We start from the raw sequence: 17710 nt of genomic DNA, 5'->3' as shown, positions 1-17710 counted from the left end.
ATGTCCCTCGCCCGTTTTCTCACGAAGCGAATACTGCAAGGGCTGCTCGTCGTCTGGGGCGTCGTGACGGTCGTGTTCGGCCTGCGGGTCATCGCGCCAGGGAACCCGGCGAACGTCCTGTTGCCGCCGGACGTCGACCCGGAGGTCCGCCAGCAGGTCATCCGCGAACTGGGGCTGGACCAGCCGATACACGTCCAGTACGTCGAGTTCCTCGCGGGCATCCCGTTCGGCGACCTCGGCACGTCGCTCACGAACAACACGGCGGTGACCGACCGCGTGTTGCGGACCCTGCCGGCGACGCTCGAACTCGCCATCGCGGCGACGCTCGTGGCGGTCGCGCTCGCGATTCCGCTCGGCGTCGTCAGTGCGACCCGCCGGCACGAGTTGCCGGACTACGTCGCGACGCTGTTCTCGCTGGGCGGCATCAGCACGCCGAACTTCTGGCTCGGCGTGATGCTCGTCATCGTCATGGCCGTCCAGTTGAACCTGTTCCCGACGAGCCAGCGGGCCATCGGCTTCCCGGAAGTCGTCGGCCTCCTGTTCAGCGGCCAGATACCCGCTGCCATCGACGGCTTCGTCACGTGGCTGCGCTACATCACGCTCCCCGCCATCACGCTGGGGACGTACTTCACGGCGCTCATCACGCGGCTCACGCGAAGCGGGATGCTCGACGAACTCGGGAAGTCCTACGTCCGCGCCTCGCGGGCGAAAGGACTTCCGGAGGTGCTGGTCCGCTACCGGCACGTCCTGCGGAACACGCTCATCCCCATCGTCACCGTCGTCGGCCTGCAACTCGGGTCGCTCATCGGCGGGGCGGTCATCACCGAGTCCGTCTTCGACTGGCCCGGCCTGGGACAGTTGCTCATCGGGAGCATCCGGGCGCGTGACTGGCCGGTCGTCCAGGGCTCGCTCATCGTCATCGCCGTCGGCTTCGTCGTCGTGAACATCGCGGTGGACACGCTGTACGCCTACATCAACCCACGGGTGGGATTCGACTGATGCCTTCACTCGATTCACTGTCGAAACTGGTGCGGGGACTCTCCCTCTCGCCACGGACCGTCCGGAACCTCGAACAGGAACTGCGCCGGAACAGCCTCGCGAAGGTCGGCATCGCCATCGTCGTACTGGTCGTGCTGGTCGCGGTGTTCGCGCCGTTCGTCGCGCCCGACCGGCCGACCAACCAGAACCTGGACGAGGCGCGACTGCCGCCTGTCGGCTTCTCGGAGAAGTCGGTCCAGGAGGTCCAGGTCAAAGAGAACGGGAGCGTCGTCTTCGAGGACGGCGAAATCGTCACCGAGACGCGGACCGTCTACAACAACGCCTCGTGGTCGCATCCACTCGGGACCGACGGGAACGGCCGCGACATCCTCTCCCGGCTCATCTACGGGGCACGGGTGTCGCTGCTCGTCGGCGTCCTCGGGACCACCCTCGCCACGCTCATCGGCGTCACGGTCGGCCTCACCGCGGGCTACTATCGCGGCACGGTCGACGACGCGCTGATGCGGGCGGCCGACGTGATGCTGGCGTTCCCCTCGCTCGTGCTGGCTATCGCGCTGGTCGGCGTCTGGGGACAGGCGAAACTCGCCATCCCGGACCCGTTCGTCCAGTCGGGCCTCGTGGGCATCTTCCGTGACGCCGCCGGCCTCCCAGGGCCGATGCCCGAGACGACGGCGCTCCCCGGGACGGTCATCGTGGTCGTCGCACTCGTCAACTGGGTGTGGTTCGCCCGGGTCGCCCGCGGGGAAGCACTCAGCCTCCGCGAGGAGTCCTACGTCAAGGCGGCCCGGTCGATGGGCGCGAGTGACGCAACCATCCTGCTCCGGCACGTCCTGCCGAACGCGGTGACGCCCATCCTCGTGCTGGCGACCATCCAGGTCGCGGCCATCATACTGCTGGAGAGCGCGCTGTCGTTCCTCGGCTTCTCGGCCGCGAACGTCTCCTGGGGCTTCGACATCGCCCTGGGACGTGAGTACCAGACCACGGCGTGGTGGATCGCCGCCATGCCCGGCCTGGCCATCGTCGTCACCGTCGTCGGGTTGAACCTCGTCGGTGACTGGCTCAGGGACGCTCTCGACCCCGGTATCGAGGGGGAGGGTGGTGTCTGATGAGCCACACGAACCAGGACCTCCTGCGGGTCGAGGACCTCTCGACCCGCTTTTTCACGGAGGACGGGCAGGTAAACGCCTGCGAGCGCGTCTCCTTCGACGTGCGCGAGAACGAGATAGTCGGCATCGTCGGGGAGTCCGGCTCGGGCAAGTCCGTCACGGCGCTGTCGGTCATCGACCTCGTCGACTCGCCCGGTCGCGTCACGGACGGGCAGGTGTGGCTCCGTGACGCCGACCTCGCCGAGGAGTTCCGCGGGACGACGCCCGGGGCGGTCGATGGTGACTTCGTCGACCTCCGACAGCTCCCGGCCGGCGTCCGGCGGTCGCTGCGCGGCCCGACGTTCAGCACCATCTTCCAGGACCCGATGAGCACGTTCAACCCGTCGCTCACGGTCGGCGAGCAGATCGCCGAGGCGGCCGAGGTGCAACGGCGGGCATCGGCGAATCCGCGGAGTACTCGCACCCGCAGTCAGGGCTACGGCCTCGTGAACTACTTCGTCGACAGCCTCGTCCCGAACCGGGACTACACGTCCGAGGAGAGTCACGCCCGGGCGGTCGAACTGCTCGACCAGGTCGGCATCCCCGACGCGGCCGAGCGCGCCGACCAGCACCCACACGAGTTCTCCGGCGGGATGCTCCAGCGGGCGATGATCGCCCAGGCGCTCGCCGGCGAACCGGACGTGCTCATCGCGGACGAGCCGACGACGGCGCTCGACGTGACCATCCAGGCGCAGATTCTGGACCTGCTCCGGGACATCCAGCAAGAGCGCGGGATGAGCGTCGTGCTCATCACGCACGACCTCGGCGTCGTCGCGCGGATGTGCGAGCGCGTCGCGGTCATGTACGCGGGTGAGGTCGTCGAGCGCGGGTCGCTGGAGGCCGTCTTCGACAGCCCGACGCACCCCTACACGCAGGGGCTGCTCGGCTCGCTGCCGGACCTCGACGACCCGGAACCGCGGCTCGACCCCATCGAGGGGAACGTCCCGAGCCTGCTCGACAGCGAGATGGGCGACCGGTGTTACTTCGCCGACCGCTGTCCGAAGGCGATGGAGTCGTGTCTCTCCCATCCCGAACACCGACCGGTCGGGGACGACCCGGACCACGTCGCCCGGTGCGTGCTCGCCGACGGCGAGTACGACCCGGCGCAGGCGCTTCCCGACGACTACTTCGAGCGAGGTGATTCCGATGAGTGAGACCGAACCACTGCTTCGCGTGACCGACCTGGAGAAGTACTACTACGAACAGGACACCTTCGTCGACCGCCTGCTCGGCAACGAGCCACAGAGCGTCAAAGCGGTCGACGGCGTCTCCTTCGCGGTCCACGAGGGCGAGACCCTCGGGCTCGTGGGGGAGTCCGGGTGTGGGAAGTCCACGACCAGCGAGACGGTCCTTCGGCTCCGCGAGGCCACCGGCGGCACCGTGGAGTTCGACGGCGAGAACGTCTTCGAGATGGACAAAGCCGAACTGACGCAGTTCCGCCGGGACGCACAGATCGTCTTCCAGGACCCGTTCTCCAGTCTCGACCCGCGGATGACCATCGGGGAAATCGTCACCGAGAGCCTGCGCATCCACGGCCTCGCGGACCGCGAGGAGCGTATGCATCGCGCCGCGGACCTCCTCGAACGTGTCGGCCTGTCTGCAAACCACGTGGACCGCTACCCGCACGCGTTCTCCGGCGGCCAGCGCCAGCGCATCGGCATCGCCCGCGCCATCGCGCTCGACCCCGAATTCATCGTGCTGGACGAGCCGGTGTCGGCGCTGGACGTGAGCGTCCAGGCGCAGGTGCTCAACCTGCTCGACGACCTGCAAGAGGAGTTCGGCCTGACCTACCTGTTCGTCGCCCACGACCTGAGCGTGGTCCGGCACATCTCCGACCGCGTGGCCGTGATGTACCTCGGCGAAATCGTCGAGACCGGCCCGGTCGACGAGATATTCGAGGACCCACAGCACCCCTACACGCAGGCGCTGCTCGAGAGCGTCCCGCGGCCCTCGACCGACGAGTACGGCCGCCGGGGCGACGTGCTGGAGGGCGACGTCCCCTCGCCGCGGAACCCGCCGTCGGGCTGTCGGTTCCACACCCGGTGTCGGTACGCCACGGAGGCGTGCCGGGCCGAGACGCCGCCCGCGTACGAACACGGGCCCCAGCACGAGGCGACGTGCTACCGGCTGGACGATGGGCACGAGTACTGGGACAGCGACCCGCTGTCACACGCCGACGACTCTGTCACGGAGGAGTCGGCGGTACAGGGCGACGACTGACGGTCACGCCACCTGGACGTCCCGTTTCAGCCGGTACTCGAACTCCACACCGTAGTTCTCTCCGACTCGTTTCCGGACCACGTACCCCGCCCGGTTCACGTCCGCGAGCATGCTCGATGCGCTCTCGGCGGAGTAGTCGGTCCGGTTCGCCACGTCGTGGCAGTCCATCCACTCCTCTGTCGTCAGCGCGCCGCATACCCTTCCCCTGTGTGAATCCGCACGGACGGTCGGCATGGACTGTGTTTCGGTAGCGAGGAGCATAAGTTTCGGTCCTAATAGTTCAGGCCTCGTGCCACCTATCACGGGGAGAGCCGCTGCAGGTCGGGATGGTCGGCGACCGACGACCGTCCCGCGGACCAAGGCCGCGATGGAGTCGACACCACCCTGCCGGCGGTCCGTCGAGGAGCGGAGTTCTCGGGACAACGAGTCAGGAGAGGTCCTTCACGTACTCGGCTCGGGGGACCTCGAACTGCTCGTCCTGTGTCGTCTCGACGTGCTCGAACCCGACGGATTCGTAGAAGGCGACGCCGACCTCGTTGTCGGCGAGGACCGAGACGAACAGGCGCTCGAAACCCTCGTTCTGGAATCTGGCCTCCAGTCGGTCGAGCAGGGCGCTCCCGACGCCCTCGCCCCAGTAGTCCGGGTGGACGTAGATGCGGTAGAGGTCAGCGGTTCGCTCGTCCCCGGGGATGCCCTCTATGAAGCCGACGACGGTCCCGTCGGCCTCGGCGACGAAGCAGGGGCGCTCCTCGGGTTCGATGTCGTCCCGGACGAGGCGCTCGGGGTCGTACCAGTTCTGGACGATGTGGTCAGCCATCTCCTGGCCGAGGATGTCGTCGTACACCGCGTGGCAGGCGGCGTCGGCGACGTGCTGGACGGCCGGGGCGTCGGACTCGGTCATCTCGTGGAGGGTGACAGGGTCGGACACTCGCGGGAGTTCCAGTGCTGGGACCGAAAAACTACGGGTGGTCTGGCTGGTGGGCACGGACGCCGGAGCGTCCGGGGACGGCGGTTTCGGGGGTTCCTCTCGCCGCGCTGAAAGACACAGCGTGACAAGTCGCGCCTGCTCCGAAACCGTTTAGGGGGACTCTCGCGCACAGTCAGTATGCCGACCGATTCCGAAACGGGGTACGACCCCACACTCGGGAACAAATTCATCTTCGTGACAGGCGGCGTGATGTCCGGGCTGGGCAAGGGTATCACGGCCGCGAGTACAGGCAGACTTCTCAAGAACGCCGGGTTCGACGTGACCGCAGTCAAGGTCGACCCGTATCTCAACGTCGACGCCGGGACGATGAACCCGTTCCAGCACGGCGAGGTCTACGTGCTCAAGGACGGTGGGGAGGTCGACCTGGACCTGGGGAACTACGAGCGCTTCCTCGACATCGACATGACCTCGGACCACAACGTCACCACGGGGAAGGCGTACAAGCACGTCATCGAGAAGGAACGTGCCGGCGACTACCTCGGGAAGACGGTGCAGGTCATCCCGCACATCACCGACGACATCAAGCGTCGCATCCGCGAGGCGGCCAGGGGAACCGACGTGTGTATCGTCGAAATCGGCGGGACCGTCGGGGACATCGAGGGCATGCCCTACCTCGAAGCCCTGCGCCAGTTCGCCCACGAGGAAAGCGAGGACGACCTGCTGTTCGTCCACGTCACCCTGGTTCCGTACTCGAAGAACGGCGAGCAGAAGACGAAGCCGACCCAGCACTCCGTGAAGGAACTCCGGAGTATCGGCCTCCAGCCCGACGTGCTGGTCGGGCGCTGTGACGACAAACTCGACCCCGAGACGAAAGAGAAGATAGCCCTGTTCTGTGACGTACCGACGAAGGCGGTCTTCTCGAACCCCGACGTCTCCGACATCTACCACGTCCCGCTGATGGTCGAGGAGGAGGGCCTCGACGAGTACGTGATGGACCAGCTCGGGCTGTTCTCCCGGGCGCTCCCGAAGCGCGAGCGCGACAACTCCTGGCGCAACATCGTCACCCGCGACCGCGAGGGCGAGGTCGACATCGCGCTGGTCGGCAAGTACGACCTCGAGGACGCGTACATGTCGGTCCACGAGTCGCTGAAACACGCCGGCCTGGACCAGCGCGTCGACGTGAACGTGGTGTGGGTCGACGCCGACGAACTCGCCGCCGACGGCGAGGACAGCGAGCACTTCCAGCGCCTCGCGCAGTGTGACGGCGTGGTCGTCCCCGGCGGGTTCGGCTCCCGTGGCACCGAGGGGAAGATTGCCGCAGTCAGATACGCCCGCGAGAACGACGTGCCGTTCCTCGGCCTCTGTCTGGGCTTCCAGATGGCGGTCGTCGAGTACGCCCGGAACGTCCTCGGATTCGAGGGCGCACACTCCGCGGAGATGGACGAGGACACCCCGCACCCGGTCATCGACATCCTGCCCGAGCAGTACGAGGTCACCGACATGGGCGGGACGATGCGTCTGGGCGCCCACGAGACCGACATCGAGCCCGGCACGCTCGCGGCGAAACTCTACGGCGGCGACTCCTGCACGGAGCGACACCGCCACCGCTACGAGGTGAACCCCGAGTACTTCGAGGACTTCGAGGACTCCGAGATGGTGTTCTCGGGGACCGCGGGCAACCGGATGGAGATCCTCGAACTGAACGGCCACCCGTACTTCGTCGGCACGCAGTTCCACCCCGAGTTCCGCAGCCGCCCCGGCCGTGCATCGCCCCCGTTCGTCGGCCTCGTCGAGGCCGTCGTCGAGCAACAGCGCGAGAGCGAAAGCGAACCCGAAACGGAGACCGAAGAGGTCGAAGCATAATGGTAGACACAGACGAGTTCATCCCGGAGGCAGTCGCAGAGATTCAGGAGACAATCGGCGATTCGAAGGCCATCATCGCCCTCTCGGGCGGTGTGGACTCCTCGGTCGCGGCCGCGCTGGCCTACGAGGCCATCGGCGACAACCTCGTGCCCATCTACGTGGACACGGGCCTGATGCGCAAGGGCGAGACCGAGCAGATTCGCGAGACGTTCGACTACATGCACTCGCTCGACATCGTCGAGGCACAGGACCGCTTCCTCGACGCCCTCGAAGGGGTTACGGACCCCGAGGAGAAGCGCGAGATAATCGGCGAGCAGTTCATCCGCGAGTTCGAGCGCGAGGCGAAGGCGGTCGACGCGGAGTACCTCGTGCAGGGGACCATCTACCCCGACCGTATCGAGTCCGAAGGGGGCATCAAGTCCCACCACAACGTCGGTGGCCTGCCCGACATCATGGACTTCGAGGGCATCGTCGAGCCGGTCCGCGACCTCTACAAGGACGAGGTCCGCGAGGTCGCTCGCGCGATGGACTTAGAGGAGGTCGTCTCCGAGCGCATGCCGTTCCCCGGCCCGGGACTCGCCGTGCGCATCATCGGCGAGATAACCGAGGAGAAACTGGAGGTCGCCCGCGAATCCAACCACATCGTCGAGGAAGAACTGGAGGAGTACGAGCCCTGGCAGGCACTCGCGGCCGTCATCGGCAAGGCAACCGGCGTCAAGGGTGACAACCGCGTCCACGGCTGGGTCGTCTCGGTTCGCTCCGTCGAATCGCGCGACGGCATGACCGCCCGCGCCCAGAACCTCGACTGGGACACGCTCCAGCGCATCCAGTCCCGAATCACTGGCACGAACGACAACGTGGCCCGCGTCGTCTACGACGTAACGCACAAACCGCCTGCGACCATCGAGTACGAATGAGACGATGACGAAGGCCATCTTCGCCGGACCAGACGAACACGCGCTGGTCGCCGCACTGGAAGCCGAAGGTATCGACGTGACGGTCATCCCCGACGTCGCGAACCGCCCCGCGATGGAAGAGGCGGGCATCCTCGACGCCGACCTGTTCGTCCTCACGGACGTCGGGCAGGCGACCAGCATCCCCATCGCGAAGACGATGAACGCGGACCTCCGCGTCGTGGTGTTCACCGACGACTCCCTCCCGGAGTTCGTCAGCGGACAGGAAGTTCTCGCCATCGACCCGGCCCTGCTCGACGTCGAGACGGTGGCCGAGGAACTCGCGGCTTCCTGACGCGGCCAGCACGAACGGCCCAACGCTTTTTCGACCCCGAATCACGCCGGTGTTCCCGATTCGCGCTCGTCTTCTCACCGCGCTGTGGAGAGTAACCGATGCACCACTCAGTGATGTGAGAGACGTAACCACTCCATCCCTCAGTTACCGGAAGGAACCCCTATCTTGTCACGAACCCTGCTAGCGACTCACTATGGCTACGCGCAGGACGGTGGTCAAGTTACTCGGTATCGCGGGGGGAACCGCCGCATTTGGGGGGTTCGACGTGGCGGCACAGGCAGACGACGCCGACGAAGAGGTCGCGTCCCGTGGCTCGGACCCGGCAGCCTTCCGCGTCTTCCACGCGGTCCCCGATGGCCCGGCTATCGACCTGCTCGTCAACGATTTCGAGGTACTCGAGGGGTTCGAGTACGGGCAGCTATCACCGTACGCAGAGGTGCAACGGGGCCGCTTTCGACTGCGCACCGTTCTCGACGTCCAGACGTTCGCTCCCGGCACCGTCTACGGACCGGAGGACACGGTCAGACTGACCGGGGGCGACTACACCGTCGTCGTCGCCGGACGGAGCCTCCCGAGCAGTGACGCGGAACTACTCGTCTTCGAGGACGACAACGCGGCTGTCGAACGGACCGAGGCGACGTTCCGACTCGTCCACGTCTCGCCCGATGCGGGTGCGCTGAACGTGCGAGCGAAGGGAATCGGTCGACTCGCGCGTCAGCTCGACTTCGGGGAAGCGACCGAGTACGAGACCGTCCCCGCCGGGATGCTCGAACTCACGCTCCGGAAGCCGGGAAGCGCAGGGACCCTGGACGTGACGCTGGCGCTCGCGGGTGGCGCGACCTACACCGTGTTCGCCCACGGTTTCCTCTACGACGAGGACGGTGCGTTCTCCATCGGCGGTGAGCGGGGATTCACGCTCCTGCCGGTGGTCGACGACGTTTCCGCGACGACTCGGCTCTCGCTCGCGGGTATCCCGCCGCTCCGAGGGAGGGGTGGGAGTGGTCGCGGACCGTGGGGTCGGGGGCCGTGGGGTCGCGGTGGCTGGCGTCGCCGTCGCCGCCGTGGTATCCACAGTCCTGGGGGACGCGGGCCCGCTCCCGGCACCGGCTGGTTCGGTGACGACACCGACGGGTTCGGTCCCGACCGAGTCGCGTTCGGTCCCCGGCGTGGCGGGTTCGAATCGCCGTTCCAGACCGACGATTGAGGGGAGCCGACGCGAGAGGTCGCCCGCACGCCCACAACGCATTTCGCGGGCCCCACCCATCACTGGACCGTGATGGATACTGGTCCCATCGAGACGTTCGAGGCGGACGCTCGCCCGCTCCTCGTGACGCCGGGGGTGTACCTCCTCGGCGGGTTCCTTGCCGTCGCGTTCGCCATCGTCGGAGGTGGTCTGGTGAAACCGTACGTCGGCCCTGCTGCACCGGTGCTCGTCGGACTCGCGGTCTTCGGGCTGGTCTGGGGGTACTTCGTCCTGCCTGGTGTGTACGAGGCACGCTCGACCGAGATACGGCTCTACGAGGACAGACTGGAGCGTGACCGTGGTGGCGTGGACGAGGCCAGCGACGTGGTCCCGTACGAGTCCATCGAACTGGTCGCCGTGGAGCGCTCGGGAGCGGCCGACCGCTTCGGGGCCGCGACGCTGGTCTGTTTCCGACCGGCCGAGGGCGACCTGCGACTGTGGTTCGTCGAGGACGCAGACCGACTCGTCGACGCGCTCGACGAACGTCTCCGGGCCGCACACGGTGACCACGCTCGCGCGGCCGAGGCGCTCGCTGGCGTCGGTGTCGACCCGGCGGGACTCCCCGAGGGTCGGTACGTCCTTCCGGCGTCGGAGGTGCCGGGGTACGTCGGTGGGGGGTTCGACGGGCCGGCCGCCGCGCACTGACAGACCTGCGAGAATATATGTCAGATTAAAATTCAGTACTAGAAAACTTCGCTGCTGACTGTGTCTGTGTATGTCGGTTCCTTACCTTTCGACAATATGTCTGATTTTGAGTTGTTTCTCACGACGAGCGAACGGGCGCTTACCTAACCGGGTTCCGCACGTCCGTACGGGTGCTATGGTAGCAACCAGACGCACTGTTCTACAGTCGGTCGGTATCGTCGGAGGGACACTCGCAATCGGAGGGGTGGGGGTCGAGGCGGTTCTCGCCAGTTATCACGAGGCGGCCGACGAGGAGGCCGCCGGGGGACTCACAGAGGTCCGCATCATCCACGCCTCGCCGAACGCGCCAGCGGTCGACGTCATCGTCGACGGTGAGACCGTACTCACGGACGTCCAGTTCGGGACGGTGAGCGACTATCTCACCCTCGAAGCCGGTGAACACGATATCGTCGTCACCAGGGCGGGCATGCCGAACGAGGTCGTCCTCAGCCAGACGACGGAACTGGAAGAGGGCAAGTTCACCATCATGGCCATCGGCGAGATTGGGACCGCCTCCTTCGAGCCGAAGGCGTTCGAGGACATGGTGACCGCACCGGCGGAAGACGAGGTCTCCATCCGGGCCATCCACGCGTCGCCGGACGCGCCGGCGGTCGACGTGGTAATCGTCCCACAGAAGGATGACCTGACGGCGGACGACATCACGGTCATCCAGCAGGTCTCGTTCGGGTCGGCCACCGACTATCTCACCCTCGAGCCCGGTCCGTACTTCGTCGACGTGTACCCTGCCATCGACCCTGGGTCACCACCAGAACAGCCACCGAGCCCGGTCGCGACCGCCGAGGTCGACCTGCAGGGTGGGCACGCCTACAGTGGTATCGGACTCGGCTACCTCGAACCGGAGGAGGACCAGCCCGGTCTGGAACTCAAACTCGCAATCGACGCCGTGATCGACGAGGACGCACCTGTGGAAGAGGAGGTGCCGTTCGAGGAGGGCGAAGAGGTGCCGTTCGAGGAGGGCGAAGAGGTGCCATTCGAGGAGGGCGAAGAGGTGCCGTTCGAGGAGGGCGAAGAGGTGCCCGTCGAAAGTGGGGGCGGGATGGGACAGTTCCCAGCCGAGGGCCCCGAGGCGACTGAGTGCCCCGGTGCCACGGCTGGAGACTCGTGTGCGAGCTGCCCCAGTGAGGAAGGAGCCCGGGGCTACTACTCTGACTGAGTAGCCACGCCACGGGCGGCACCCGCCGTCCGTGCTTCATGCGATTCTCGTTTTTCGTTTCTCGTCGAAGACCAGTGACACGGCTCGACCACCATCGGGGTCGGGACGGTTCCGAACCGGAACCCACCAGTCGAACCTCGGTGTCTCCCGACGTTCTTCAGTGGCCTGTGGAGAGTAACCGGTGCAGCACTCAGCAGCCTGGCGGGACTAACCGCTCCTTCTCTCCGGACACCCACGAAATCGTTCCGCCGGTCGGGTCTCTCCGGAGACTCGTCGTGAGTCCCCGACACCGTTCGCGAACCCACACATCCCCTGGCCGTGACACTGGTTCCGGGGTCGTTCGGGCTGGAGTCTCCGCTGCAATAGGTGTATCTGAAAACAGACTATTCGTGGTGAAAACTGAGTATGGATGCGACACAGTACTCCATTTAATAACTCAAAGGGATATGTCTGATACTGGTGCAATCTCTGTGTTCTCCCGAACAGGCGCTTACCTAATCTCGCGCCATCCCTCCGTACGGGTGCGATGGTAGCAACCAGACGCACAATACTGCAGTTGGTCGGAGGAACAGCCGCACTCGGCGGGCTAGGGCTCGTCGTCGCGCAAGAGGAAGAAGGCGAGATGGACGAGGGCGGGATGGAAGAGGGCGGGATGGAAGAGGGCGAGATGCAAGAAGACGAGACGACCGAGCGTATCGCGAGGGTTCGAATCGTCCACGCGCTGGCAGACGCCCCAGCTGTCGACGTCCTCGTCGACGATGAACCCGTCCTGACGAACGTCGAGTTCGGGAGCGGCAGTAACTATCTGACACTCAAGGCTGGTGAACACAGAATCACCGTCGTCGAGGCTGGAGAGCGTAACAACGTCATCCTCAGCAAGACGGTCCAGCTGAAGAAAGGCAAGTTCACCATCGTGGCGATCGGTGAACTCCAGGCCCAGTCCCAGCAACCTCAGGCGTTCGAGGATATGGACACCATGCCGAAGAAGGAGCTGACCGCGGTTCGACTCATCCACGCGTCGCCGGATGCGCCGGACGTCGATGTCGTCCTCGTTCCGCTGAAACGGGACCTCACCAAGGAGGACATCTCGGTCCTCGAGAAGGTCTCGTTCGGGTCGGCTACCGACTATCTCACCATCGAGTCCGGGGCGTACGTGGTCGCGGTCTTCCCGACCCAGGACACCACGGAGACCGAGAAGAAGTTGCCACAGGCGGTCCTGAAGAAGGTAATCAACCTCGAGGCCGGCCAGGCCTACACCGGTATCGCCCTCGGGTACCTCGACGCCGCGGAAGACAAACCCGGGCTGACATTCGCCGTCCTCACCGATACGATGCCAGAAGAAGCGGAGGCAGGTGAAGAGATGGACGAAGAAGCAGGGGCAGCCGAGGAAGGGGAGATGGACGAAGAGGAGACGGCTGGCGAAGAAGAGGAGGCTCCTGCAGAGGAGGAGGCCCCTGCGGAAGAGGAGGCACCAGCGGAGGAGGAGGCTCCTGCGGAGGAGGGAGCACCAGCCGAAGAGGAGACTCCCAGGCCGAGCGGCATAAGGAGTCGCCGGTAGCCTCCCACCTGACTGGGTTCGAGTACCGCTGACCGTGTCGCTCGGGAACGGACCTGCCGTTCCACACTTCGGTGCCCGATTCTTTTCTCACCCACGTCGTTCGACCACCAGCGATAAGACTCGACCACCCGCAGTGTTGGGTATGACACTGAACCGCTATCCGGACCTCGCTCCCGACGCGGGCGAGGTGCTCGACGCCGAGGTCGTGGTCGCTGACGACGTGCTCGTGAAGGCGTTCGCACTCGGCCCTGGTGCGACCCTCGACCCGCACGACCATCCGACGTCGTCGAACGTGTTCCACGTCGTCGAGGGGACCGTGACGGTGATACAGGGCGACACCGAGGAGACGGTCACGGCTCCGGGCGTGGTGTTTCACGACCGTGGCGTCGCCCACGGCGCGCGAAACGACGGTGACGAACCGGCCGTCCTCACCGCGACGCTCGCACCGTTCCCGGGGTAACCGGGCGTTCGACCGCGCTAGTCGGTCACTCTTCCTCGTCGTCCGCCTGGTCTCGCTTCGCCAGTCCGGCGAGGTGCGGTACTTCCGGGAGGATTATCTCTTCGATACCGAGTTCGACCGCCGGCCGACTCCCCGGGAGACAGAACACTGGACATCCGCGTGAGATACCTGCGGTCGCCCGGGTGGCGATGACGGTCGTCCCGATGTCGTCGTAGGAGAGTTGACGGAACAACTCACCGAATCCGGGGAGTTCCTTGTCGAAGAGCTGTCGAGTCGCTTCGATGGTGACGTCGTCCGGTGTCACCCCGGTGCCGCCGGTCGTGACGACCGCGTCCACGTCGCCGCGTTCGGTCAGCCGGGAGACCGCTCCCTGGACGTTATCGAACTCGTCGGCGACCAGTTCGCGAACCGTGGCGGTGTGTCCGTCCGCTTCGACGGCGGATACGATGGCGTCACCGGAGGGGTCGTCGTCGAGCGAGCGCGACGACGAGACCGTGACGATTCCGAACCCGAGCGAGGTGATGTCGTAGCTGTGGTGGTGGTCGTGTTCGTCGTCGTCGTGCTGGTGGATATCGGCACCGTCGTCGTGGTCGTGTCCGTCGTGGTGGCTGTGGTCGTCGTGGTCGTCGTCGCCGTGGTGGCTGTGGTCGTCGTGGTCGTGTCCGTCGTGGTGGCTGTGGTCGTCGTGGTCGTCGTCGCCGTGGTGGTCGTGCCCCTCGTGGTCGCTCATGTCTCCCGGTTTGCGTGCCGGGCACAAAACCCATCGTGGTTCGTCGATTGTGGAAGAAGGGGTAAGTCATACGACGAACACACAGGGTTTTTAGGGAGCCACTGGTCGTTCGACTCATGCAAGCCGTTCAGTTCAGCGAGCACGGCGATTCGGACGTCATCGAGTACGGCGACTTCCCGGACCCAGAACCGGCGAGCGACGAGGTCCTCGTGGACATCAAGGCGGGTGCGCTCAACCACCTGGACGTGTGGACGCGTCGGGGGCTCCCCGGCGTCGACCTGGAGATGCCGCACATCCCCGGGAGTGACGGCGCAGGGGTCGTCGAGGAAGTCGGCGAAGACGTGACGCGCTTCGAACCGGGTGACAGGGTCGCCCTTCTCGCAGGCGTCCACTGCGGGAAGTGCGAGTTCTGCCGCACCGGGGACACCGCGCTCTGTGTGCACTACCACGTCATCGGTGAGCACGTTCGCGGCGTGCACGCCGAGTACGCAGCCATCCCCGAGGAGAACCTGACTCCGGTTCCCGACCACGTGGACTGGGAGACGGCCGCGGCCGCCCCGCTCGTGTTCCAGACCGCCTGGCGGATGCTCATCGAACGCGGCGAGTTGCAGGCTGGCGAGTCCGTCCTCGTCCTCGGTGCGTCCGGTGGCGTCGGGCACGCGGCAGTCCAGGTCGCCGCCTACGCAGGCGCAGAAGTGTACGCAACCGCCTCCAGCGAGGAGAAACTCGAACACGCGAAAGAGTGCGGGGCCGACCACGTCATCGACTACGAGGCAGAGGACTTCGCGGCAGAGATACGGGAACGGACCGGCAAGCGCGGCGTCGACATGGTCGTCGACCACGTCGGCGAAGCCACCTGGGACAAGTCGCTGAAGTCACTCGCCAAGGACGGTCGTGTCGTCACCTGCGGGGCGACGACCGGCCCGCGCCCGAAGACGAACATCAACCGCATCTTCTGGAACCAGCTGAAAGTCATCGGGTCGACGATGGCCACTCACGGTGAGGCCGAGAAGGCGCTCTCGCTCGTCTGGGACGGGACGTTCGAACCGCGAATCCGGGACACCCTGCCGATGAGCGAGACCGCCCGTGCACACGAGATGCTCGAAAACCGTGAGGGCTTTGGCAAGGTGGTCGTAATCCCAGATAGTGAGCTCTGAGGACGACGAGTCGAACGGGTACGTGCATCGCCCGGGCGGGGGCGGGTCAGACGGCGGGAACAGCGGCGTCGTCCACCCCGATTCGGTCGACCGAGAGTTCGACTACCGCGGCTGGGCGCTCGTCGGCGTCATCGTGTTCGCGTTCCTCGTCGCACCCATCGTGGTGTATCTCCGGCCGCCCCAGCTCCCGTACTGGGTCGCGCTGCTCGCGTTCCCGATGCTCCCGGCGCTCTTTCTGGGTGTGATGGCGGTCTGGGCGACGACGCGGCCCTGAACTCCGTCGGGCCTCGAGGGTCCCCGGTTTCGGGGAGAGAAGAACCCGGTCTACCCGAGAAGCGGTGGTTCCCCGAACGTCTCCTCGATGCGCCCGACGACAGCCATGGTCAGGGCGAGGTCGGTGTCCGGCGTATCAGGGCACTCCGCGTACGCCAGCAGGTCGCTTCGCAGTCGCCACGCCTCGAACGCTGTGAGTGTCGTCGTCCCGTCTTCGACCTTTCGCGCGATGTCGAGGGCCCACCACGGCTGTGGCTCTGCGGTGTCCTCGCGCGTCAGTTGTTCGACCATCACGTGATGGACGACCCACGCCTCTGCTCTGCCGAGGTCGAACGTGACTTCGGGCCCCGGTTCGTGCGTTGCTGCCATTGTCTCGTCACGGGAACGCTCCCCGTCTCGACTACGGCGAACAGCAGTATAGTAGTTTGTGGCCTGCTAGCACACGACGACCTCGTCCGTTCAGTCGAAATCGCGGCGCATCGCGATTTCGAACCAGGGACAGAGACGGAGCTGGCGGTAGTACTCGGGGTGGTCGTGGAGGCGCTCGTAGGGGACCCACATCAGGCCCTCGACCTCCTCCGGGTCGGGGTCCAGGGTCGTATCGGTCAGGGTGAGCTTGAGGACCGCACACACCTCGTGCTCGACGCCGGCGTTCTCGAAGTACCGCTTGTACTCGAAGCGGTCGGTGAGCTGGAGGTTCTCGTACTGGTCGGGCGTGATGCCGAGTTCGTCTTCGAGGCGCTCGCGGGTGGCGGCCTCCTGGGACTGGCCCTCGACCGGGTGTGAGGCGACGGTTCCGTCCCACCAGGTGCCCCACAGGCGCTTGCCGGCGGCGCGCTGGGCGAGCAGGATGTTCTCGTCCTCGTCGAACACGAGCGAGGTGAACGCACGGTGGCGGATACCCTCGCCCGTGTGAGCGTCGAGGCGGTTGACGAGCCCCTGTTCGTTGTCGTCTGCGTCGACGGCGATGACCTCCTGTCCCGCGTTCTTGTGCGGGAGTTCCTCGGATACCTCGTCCGATTGGTCAGGCGTACTCATGCGTCAACAATCGACGACCCTGTAAAAAGGAACTTCGACTTGCGTCAGGGGTTAGGCTGGTACGTCTTGCTCACACAAAAGCGCATGCACCGGGGGCGCGAACGTGCCGTCAACTCGGTGGTCGACAGCTCCTCACCGTCGAGACTGAAGTACCGCGGGTCGGCACCGTGGACGGTGAGGTGTACCTCGGGAGCGAGCAGGCGGGTCAGGTGATCGCGGTCGCGCTTGAGGAACCGCCGGATGGTCTCGTCGCTGGCGAGCGAGGTCGCGGGCCGGTCCTCGATGACGACGATGTTCAGCATGCCGTCTTCCATGTTCGCCTGCACGCCGGGTTCGCCGACGAACCGTCGGCCGTTCCCGACCAGGATACCGATCGCATCGCCGGTGTACAGTTCCTCGCCGTCCTCGTCGTGGACGTCGATGTCCAATCCTTCGAAGTCGCGGTACTCGCGCATCGTGTTGATGACGTAGGCCAGCACGCCCCAGCGCTTCTTGAATTCTGGCGTCGTGGCGACACTCGAATCCGCGGTCAGACCGCCGACGCAGGAGTTGACGAACAGGCGGCCGTTCGCCATCCCGAGGTCGATTCGACGGCGGCGACCGGATTCGAGAATCTGAAACGAATGTTCGATGCCCTGGATGCCGAGTCGGTCGGCGAAGTTGTTGCCGGTCCCGGCGGGGACGACACCCAGGGTGGTGCTATTGAGGCCGTCGGCGTCGTCGACGCCCCTGACGACCTCGTTGAGGGTTCCGTCACCACCGGCTGCTGCCACCAGCGAGGCGTCTTCGGACACCGCATCTCGGGCGAGTTCGTACGTCTCACCGCTTTTCGTGGACTCCCAGACGCGGTAGCCGTGTTCGTCAGCGAGTCGTCGTGTCTGGTCGGCCCGTCTCCCGCCACCGCTCTTGGGGTTCAGGACGAGGATGCAGTCGGACATACACCGACTGAGCGGGGGAACGACAAAGACCTTGGCTCTATTCTACACGACA

At 65.8% G+C, this 17710-nt stretch carries 20 protein-coding genes; 14 read left to right on the top strand and 6 right to left on the bottom strand.

What is annotated here, in order from left to right; translation table 11 throughout:
• Genes ACSC1R_RS01710 through ACSC1R_RS01695 form a run of 4 tightly spaced genes read left to right on the top strand, consistent with a single transcriptional unit; the run spans nt 1 to nt 4364 of the window.
• Nucleotides 1–999, top strand: a complete 999-nt coding sequence (locus ACSC1R_RS01710; RefSeq protein WP_439027341.1) for an ABC transporter permease — start codon at nt 1–3, stop codon at nt 997–999.
• Nucleotides 999–2105, top strand: coding sequence for an ABC transporter permease (locus tag ACSC1R_RS01705; protein ID WP_439027340.1), 1107 nt, complete (start codon nt 999–1001; stop codon nt 2103–2105). The genes ACSC1R_RS01710 and ACSC1R_RS01705 overlap by 1 nt, the downstream gene beginning before the upstream one ends.
• Nucleotides 2105–3298, top strand: coding sequence for an ABC transporter ATP-binding protein (locus ACSC1R_RS01700; protein ID WP_439027339.1), 1194 nt, complete (start codon nt 2105–2107; stop codon nt 3296–3298). Before ACSC1R_RS01705 ends, ACSC1R_RS01700 begins: the two co-directional genes overlap by 1 nt.
• Nucleotides 3291–4364, top strand: coding sequence for an ABC transporter ATP-binding protein (locus tag ACSC1R_RS01695; protein WP_439027338.1), 1074 nt, complete (start codon nt 3291–3293; stop codon nt 4362–4364). Before ACSC1R_RS01700 ends, ACSC1R_RS01695 begins: the two co-directional genes overlap by 8 nt.
• Nucleotides 4365–4367: 3 nt before the next feature.
• Here the strand turns inward: ACSC1R_RS01695 and ACSC1R_RS01690 are convergent, their stop codons facing one another.
• Nucleotides 4368–4598, bottom strand: a complete 231-nt coding sequence (locus tag ACSC1R_RS01690; protein WP_439027337.1) for a hypothetical protein — start codon at nt 4596–4598, stop codon at nt 4368–4370.
• A gap of 193 nt (nt 4599–4791) precedes the next feature.
• The gene (locus tag ACSC1R_RS01685; protein WP_439027336.1) at nt 4792–5292 is read right to left on the bottom strand and encodes a GNAT family N-acetyltransferase; all 501 of its coding nucleotides are present in this window, start codon (nt 5290–5292) and stop codon (nt 4792–4794) included.
• Between the two features lie 177 nt (nt 5293–5469).
• Between ACSC1R_RS01685 and ACSC1R_RS01680 the strand changes: the two genes are divergently transcribed.
• The 8 genes from ACSC1R_RS01680 (at nt 5470) to ACSC1R_RS01645 (ending at nt 13522) form a co-directional block, all read left to right on the top strand.
• Entirely contained in the window at nt 5470–7155 is a 1686-nt protein-coding gene (locus tag ACSC1R_RS01680; RefSeq protein ID WP_439027335.1) for a CTP synthase, read from the top strand.
• Nucleotides 7155–8072, top strand: coding sequence for a glutamine-hydrolyzing GMP synthase (guaA, locus tag ACSC1R_RS01675; protein WP_439027334.1), 918 nt, complete (start codon nt 7155–7157; stop codon nt 8070–8072). Before ACSC1R_RS01680 ends, guaA begins: the two co-directional genes overlap by 1 nt.
• Nucleotides 8073–8076: 4 nt before the next feature.
• A complete protein-coding gene (locus ACSC1R_RS01670; RefSeq protein ID WP_439027333.1) occupies nt 8077–8403 on the top strand; it encodes a DUF7126 family protein in 327 nt (108 codons plus the stop codon).
• A 193-nt stretch (nt 8404–8596) separates the two neighbouring features.
• Nucleotides 8597–9607, top strand: a complete 1011-nt coding sequence (locus ACSC1R_RS01665; protein WP_439027332.1) for a DUF4397 domain-containing protein — start codon at nt 8597–8599, stop codon at nt 9605–9607.
• Between the two features lie 72 nt (nt 9608–9679).
• Entirely contained in the window at nt 9680–10291 is a 612-nt protein-coding gene (locus ACSC1R_RS01660) for a hypothetical protein (RefSeq protein ID WP_439027331.1), read from the top strand.
• Nucleotides 10292–10466: 175 nt separating this feature from the next.
• Nucleotides 10467–11504 carry a DUF4397 domain-containing protein gene (locus tag ACSC1R_RS01655; RefSeq protein ID WP_439027330.1) on the top strand — a complete coding sequence of 346 codons (1038 nt, stop codon included), beginning with the start codon at nt 10467–10469 and terminating at the stop codon, nt 11502–11504.
• A 556-nt stretch (nt 11505–12060) separates the two neighbouring features.
• Nucleotides 12061–13062 (top strand): DUF4397 domain-containing protein, encoded by a 1002-nt coding sequence (locus ACSC1R_RS01650; RefSeq protein ID WP_439027329.1) that lies wholly within the window; start codon nt 12061–12063, stop codon nt 13060–13062.
• A gap of 142 nt (nt 13063–13204) precedes the next feature.
• Nucleotides 13205–13522, top strand: coding sequence for a cupin domain-containing protein (locus ACSC1R_RS01645; protein ID WP_439027328.1), 318 nt, complete (start codon nt 13205–13207; stop codon nt 13520–13522).
• A gap of 25 nt (nt 13523–13547) precedes the next feature.
• Here ACSC1R_RS01645 and ACSC1R_RS01640 read toward each other — a convergent pair whose 3' ends face one another.
• Nucleotides 13548–14252, bottom strand: coding sequence for a MogA/MoaB family molybdenum cofactor biosynthesis protein (locus tag ACSC1R_RS01640; RefSeq protein ID WP_439027327.1), 705 nt, complete (start codon nt 14250–14252; stop codon nt 13548–13550).
• 116 nt (nt 14253–14368) lie between these two features.
• Here ACSC1R_RS01640 and ACSC1R_RS01635 point away from each other — a divergent pair, with 116 nt between their 5' ends.
• Together ACSC1R_RS01635 and ACSC1R_RS01630 are read left to right on the top strand one after the other, a co-directional pair.
• Nucleotides 14369–15409: a zinc-binding dehydrogenase gene (locus ACSC1R_RS01635; RefSeq protein WP_439027326.1), complete on the top strand. Its 1041-nt coding sequence runs from the start codon at nt 14369–14371 to the stop codon at nt 15407–15409.
• On the top strand, nt 15399–15683 hold the full coding sequence (locus ACSC1R_RS01630) for a hypothetical protein (protein ID WP_439027325.1): 285 nt from the start codon (nt 15399–15401) through the stop codon (nt 15681–15683). Before ACSC1R_RS01635 ends, ACSC1R_RS01630 begins: the two co-directional genes overlap by 11 nt.
• 50 nt (nt 15684–15733) lie before the next feature.
• Here ACSC1R_RS01630 and ACSC1R_RS01625 read toward each other — a convergent pair whose 3' ends face one another.
• The 3 genes from ACSC1R_RS01625 to ACSC1R_RS01615 form a co-directional block, all read right to left on the bottom strand.
• Nucleotides 15734–16051: a DUF7853 family protein gene (locus ACSC1R_RS01625; protein ID WP_439027324.1), complete on the bottom strand. Its 318-nt coding sequence runs from the start codon at nt 16049–16051 to the stop codon at nt 15734–15736.
• 90 nt (nt 16052–16141) lie between these two features.
• Nucleotides 16142–16720, bottom strand: a complete 579-nt coding sequence (locus tag ACSC1R_RS01620) for an isopentenyl-diphosphate Delta-isomerase (RefSeq protein WP_439027323.1) — start codon at nt 16718–16720, stop codon at nt 16142–16144.
• A gap of 44 nt (nt 16721–16764) precedes the next feature.
• The gene (locus ACSC1R_RS01615; RefSeq protein ID WP_439027322.1) at nt 16765–17658 is read right to left on the bottom strand and encodes a diacylglycerol/lipid kinase family protein; all 894 of its coding nucleotides are present in this window, start codon (nt 17656–17658) and stop codon (nt 16765–16767) included.
• Nucleotides 17659–17710 lie beyond the last annotated feature (52 nt).

Source organism: Haloarchaeobius ordinarius (assembly GCF_051801355.1).
Lineage (GTDB): Archaea > Halobacteriota > Halobacteria > Halobacteriales > Natrialbaceae > Haloarchaeobius.
The sequence above is the reverse complement of the archived record's forward strand: the minus strand, read 5'-3'. Positions and strand labels throughout refer to the sequence as shown.

Coding starts and splice junctions, on each gene's coding strand:
- ACSC1R_RS01620 (WP_439027323.1), bottom strand. CDS start 16,720: ATGAGTACGCCTGACCAATCGGACGAGGTATCCGAGGAACTCCCGCAC.
- ACSC1R_RS01645 (WP_439027328.1), top strand. CDS start 13,205: ATGACACTGAACCGCTATCCGGACCTCGCTCCCGACGCGGGCGAGGTG.
- ACSC1R_RS01625 (WP_439027324.1), bottom strand. CDS start 16,051: ATGGCAGCAACGCACGAACCGGGGCCCGAAGTCACGTTCGACCTCGGC.
- ACSC1R_RS01635 (WP_439027326.1), top strand. CDS start 14,369: ATGCAAGCCGTTCAGTTCAGCGAGCACGGCGATTCGGACGTCATCGAG.
- ACSC1R_RS01700 (WP_439027339.1), top strand. CDS start 2,105: ATGAGCCACACGAACCAGGACCTCCTGCGGGTCGAGGACCTCTCGACC.
- ACSC1R_RS01640 (WP_439027327.1), bottom strand. CDS start 14,252: ATGAGCGACCACGAGGGGCACGACCACCACGGCGACGACGACCACGAC.
- ACSC1R_RS01690 (WP_439027337.1), bottom strand. CDS start 4,598: ATGCCGACCGTCCGTGCGGATTCACACAGGGGAAGGGTATGCGGCGCG.
- ACSC1R_RS01655 (WP_439027330.1), top strand. CDS start 10,467: ATGGTAGCAACCAGACGCACTGTTCTACAGTCGGTCGGTATCGTCGGA.
- ACSC1R_RS01665 (WP_439027332.1), top strand. CDS start 8,597: ATGGCTACGCGCAGGACGGTGGTCAAGTTACTCGGTATCGCGGGGGGA.
- ACSC1R_RS01705 (WP_439027340.1), top strand. CDS start 999: ATGCCTTCACTCGATTCACTGTCGAAACTGGTGCGGGGACTCTCCCTC.
- ACSC1R_RS01670 (WP_439027333.1), top strand. CDS start 8,077: ATGACGAAGGCCATCTTCGCCGGACCAGACGAACACGCGCTGGTCGCC.
- ACSC1R_RS01710 (WP_439027341.1), top strand. CDS start 1: ATGTCCCTCGCCCGTTTTCTCACGAAGCGAATACTGCAAGGGCTGCTC.
- guaA (WP_439027334.1), top strand. CDS start 7,155: ATGGTAGACACAGACGAGTTCATCCCGGAGGCAGTCGCAGAGATTCAG.
- ACSC1R_RS01615 (WP_439027322.1), bottom strand. CDS start 17,658: ATGTCCGACTGCATCCTCGTCCTGAACCCCAAGAGCGGTGGCGGGAGA.
- ACSC1R_RS01660 (WP_439027331.1), top strand. CDS start 9,680: ATGGATACTGGTCCCATCGAGACGTTCGAGGCGGACGCTCGCCCGCTC.
- ACSC1R_RS01695 (WP_439027338.1), top strand. CDS start 3,291: ATGAGTGAGACCGAACCACTGCTTCGCGTGACCGACCTGGAGAAGTAC.
- ACSC1R_RS01680 (WP_439027335.1), top strand. CDS start 5,470: ATGCCGACCGATTCCGAAACGGGGTACGACCCCACACTCGGGAACAAA.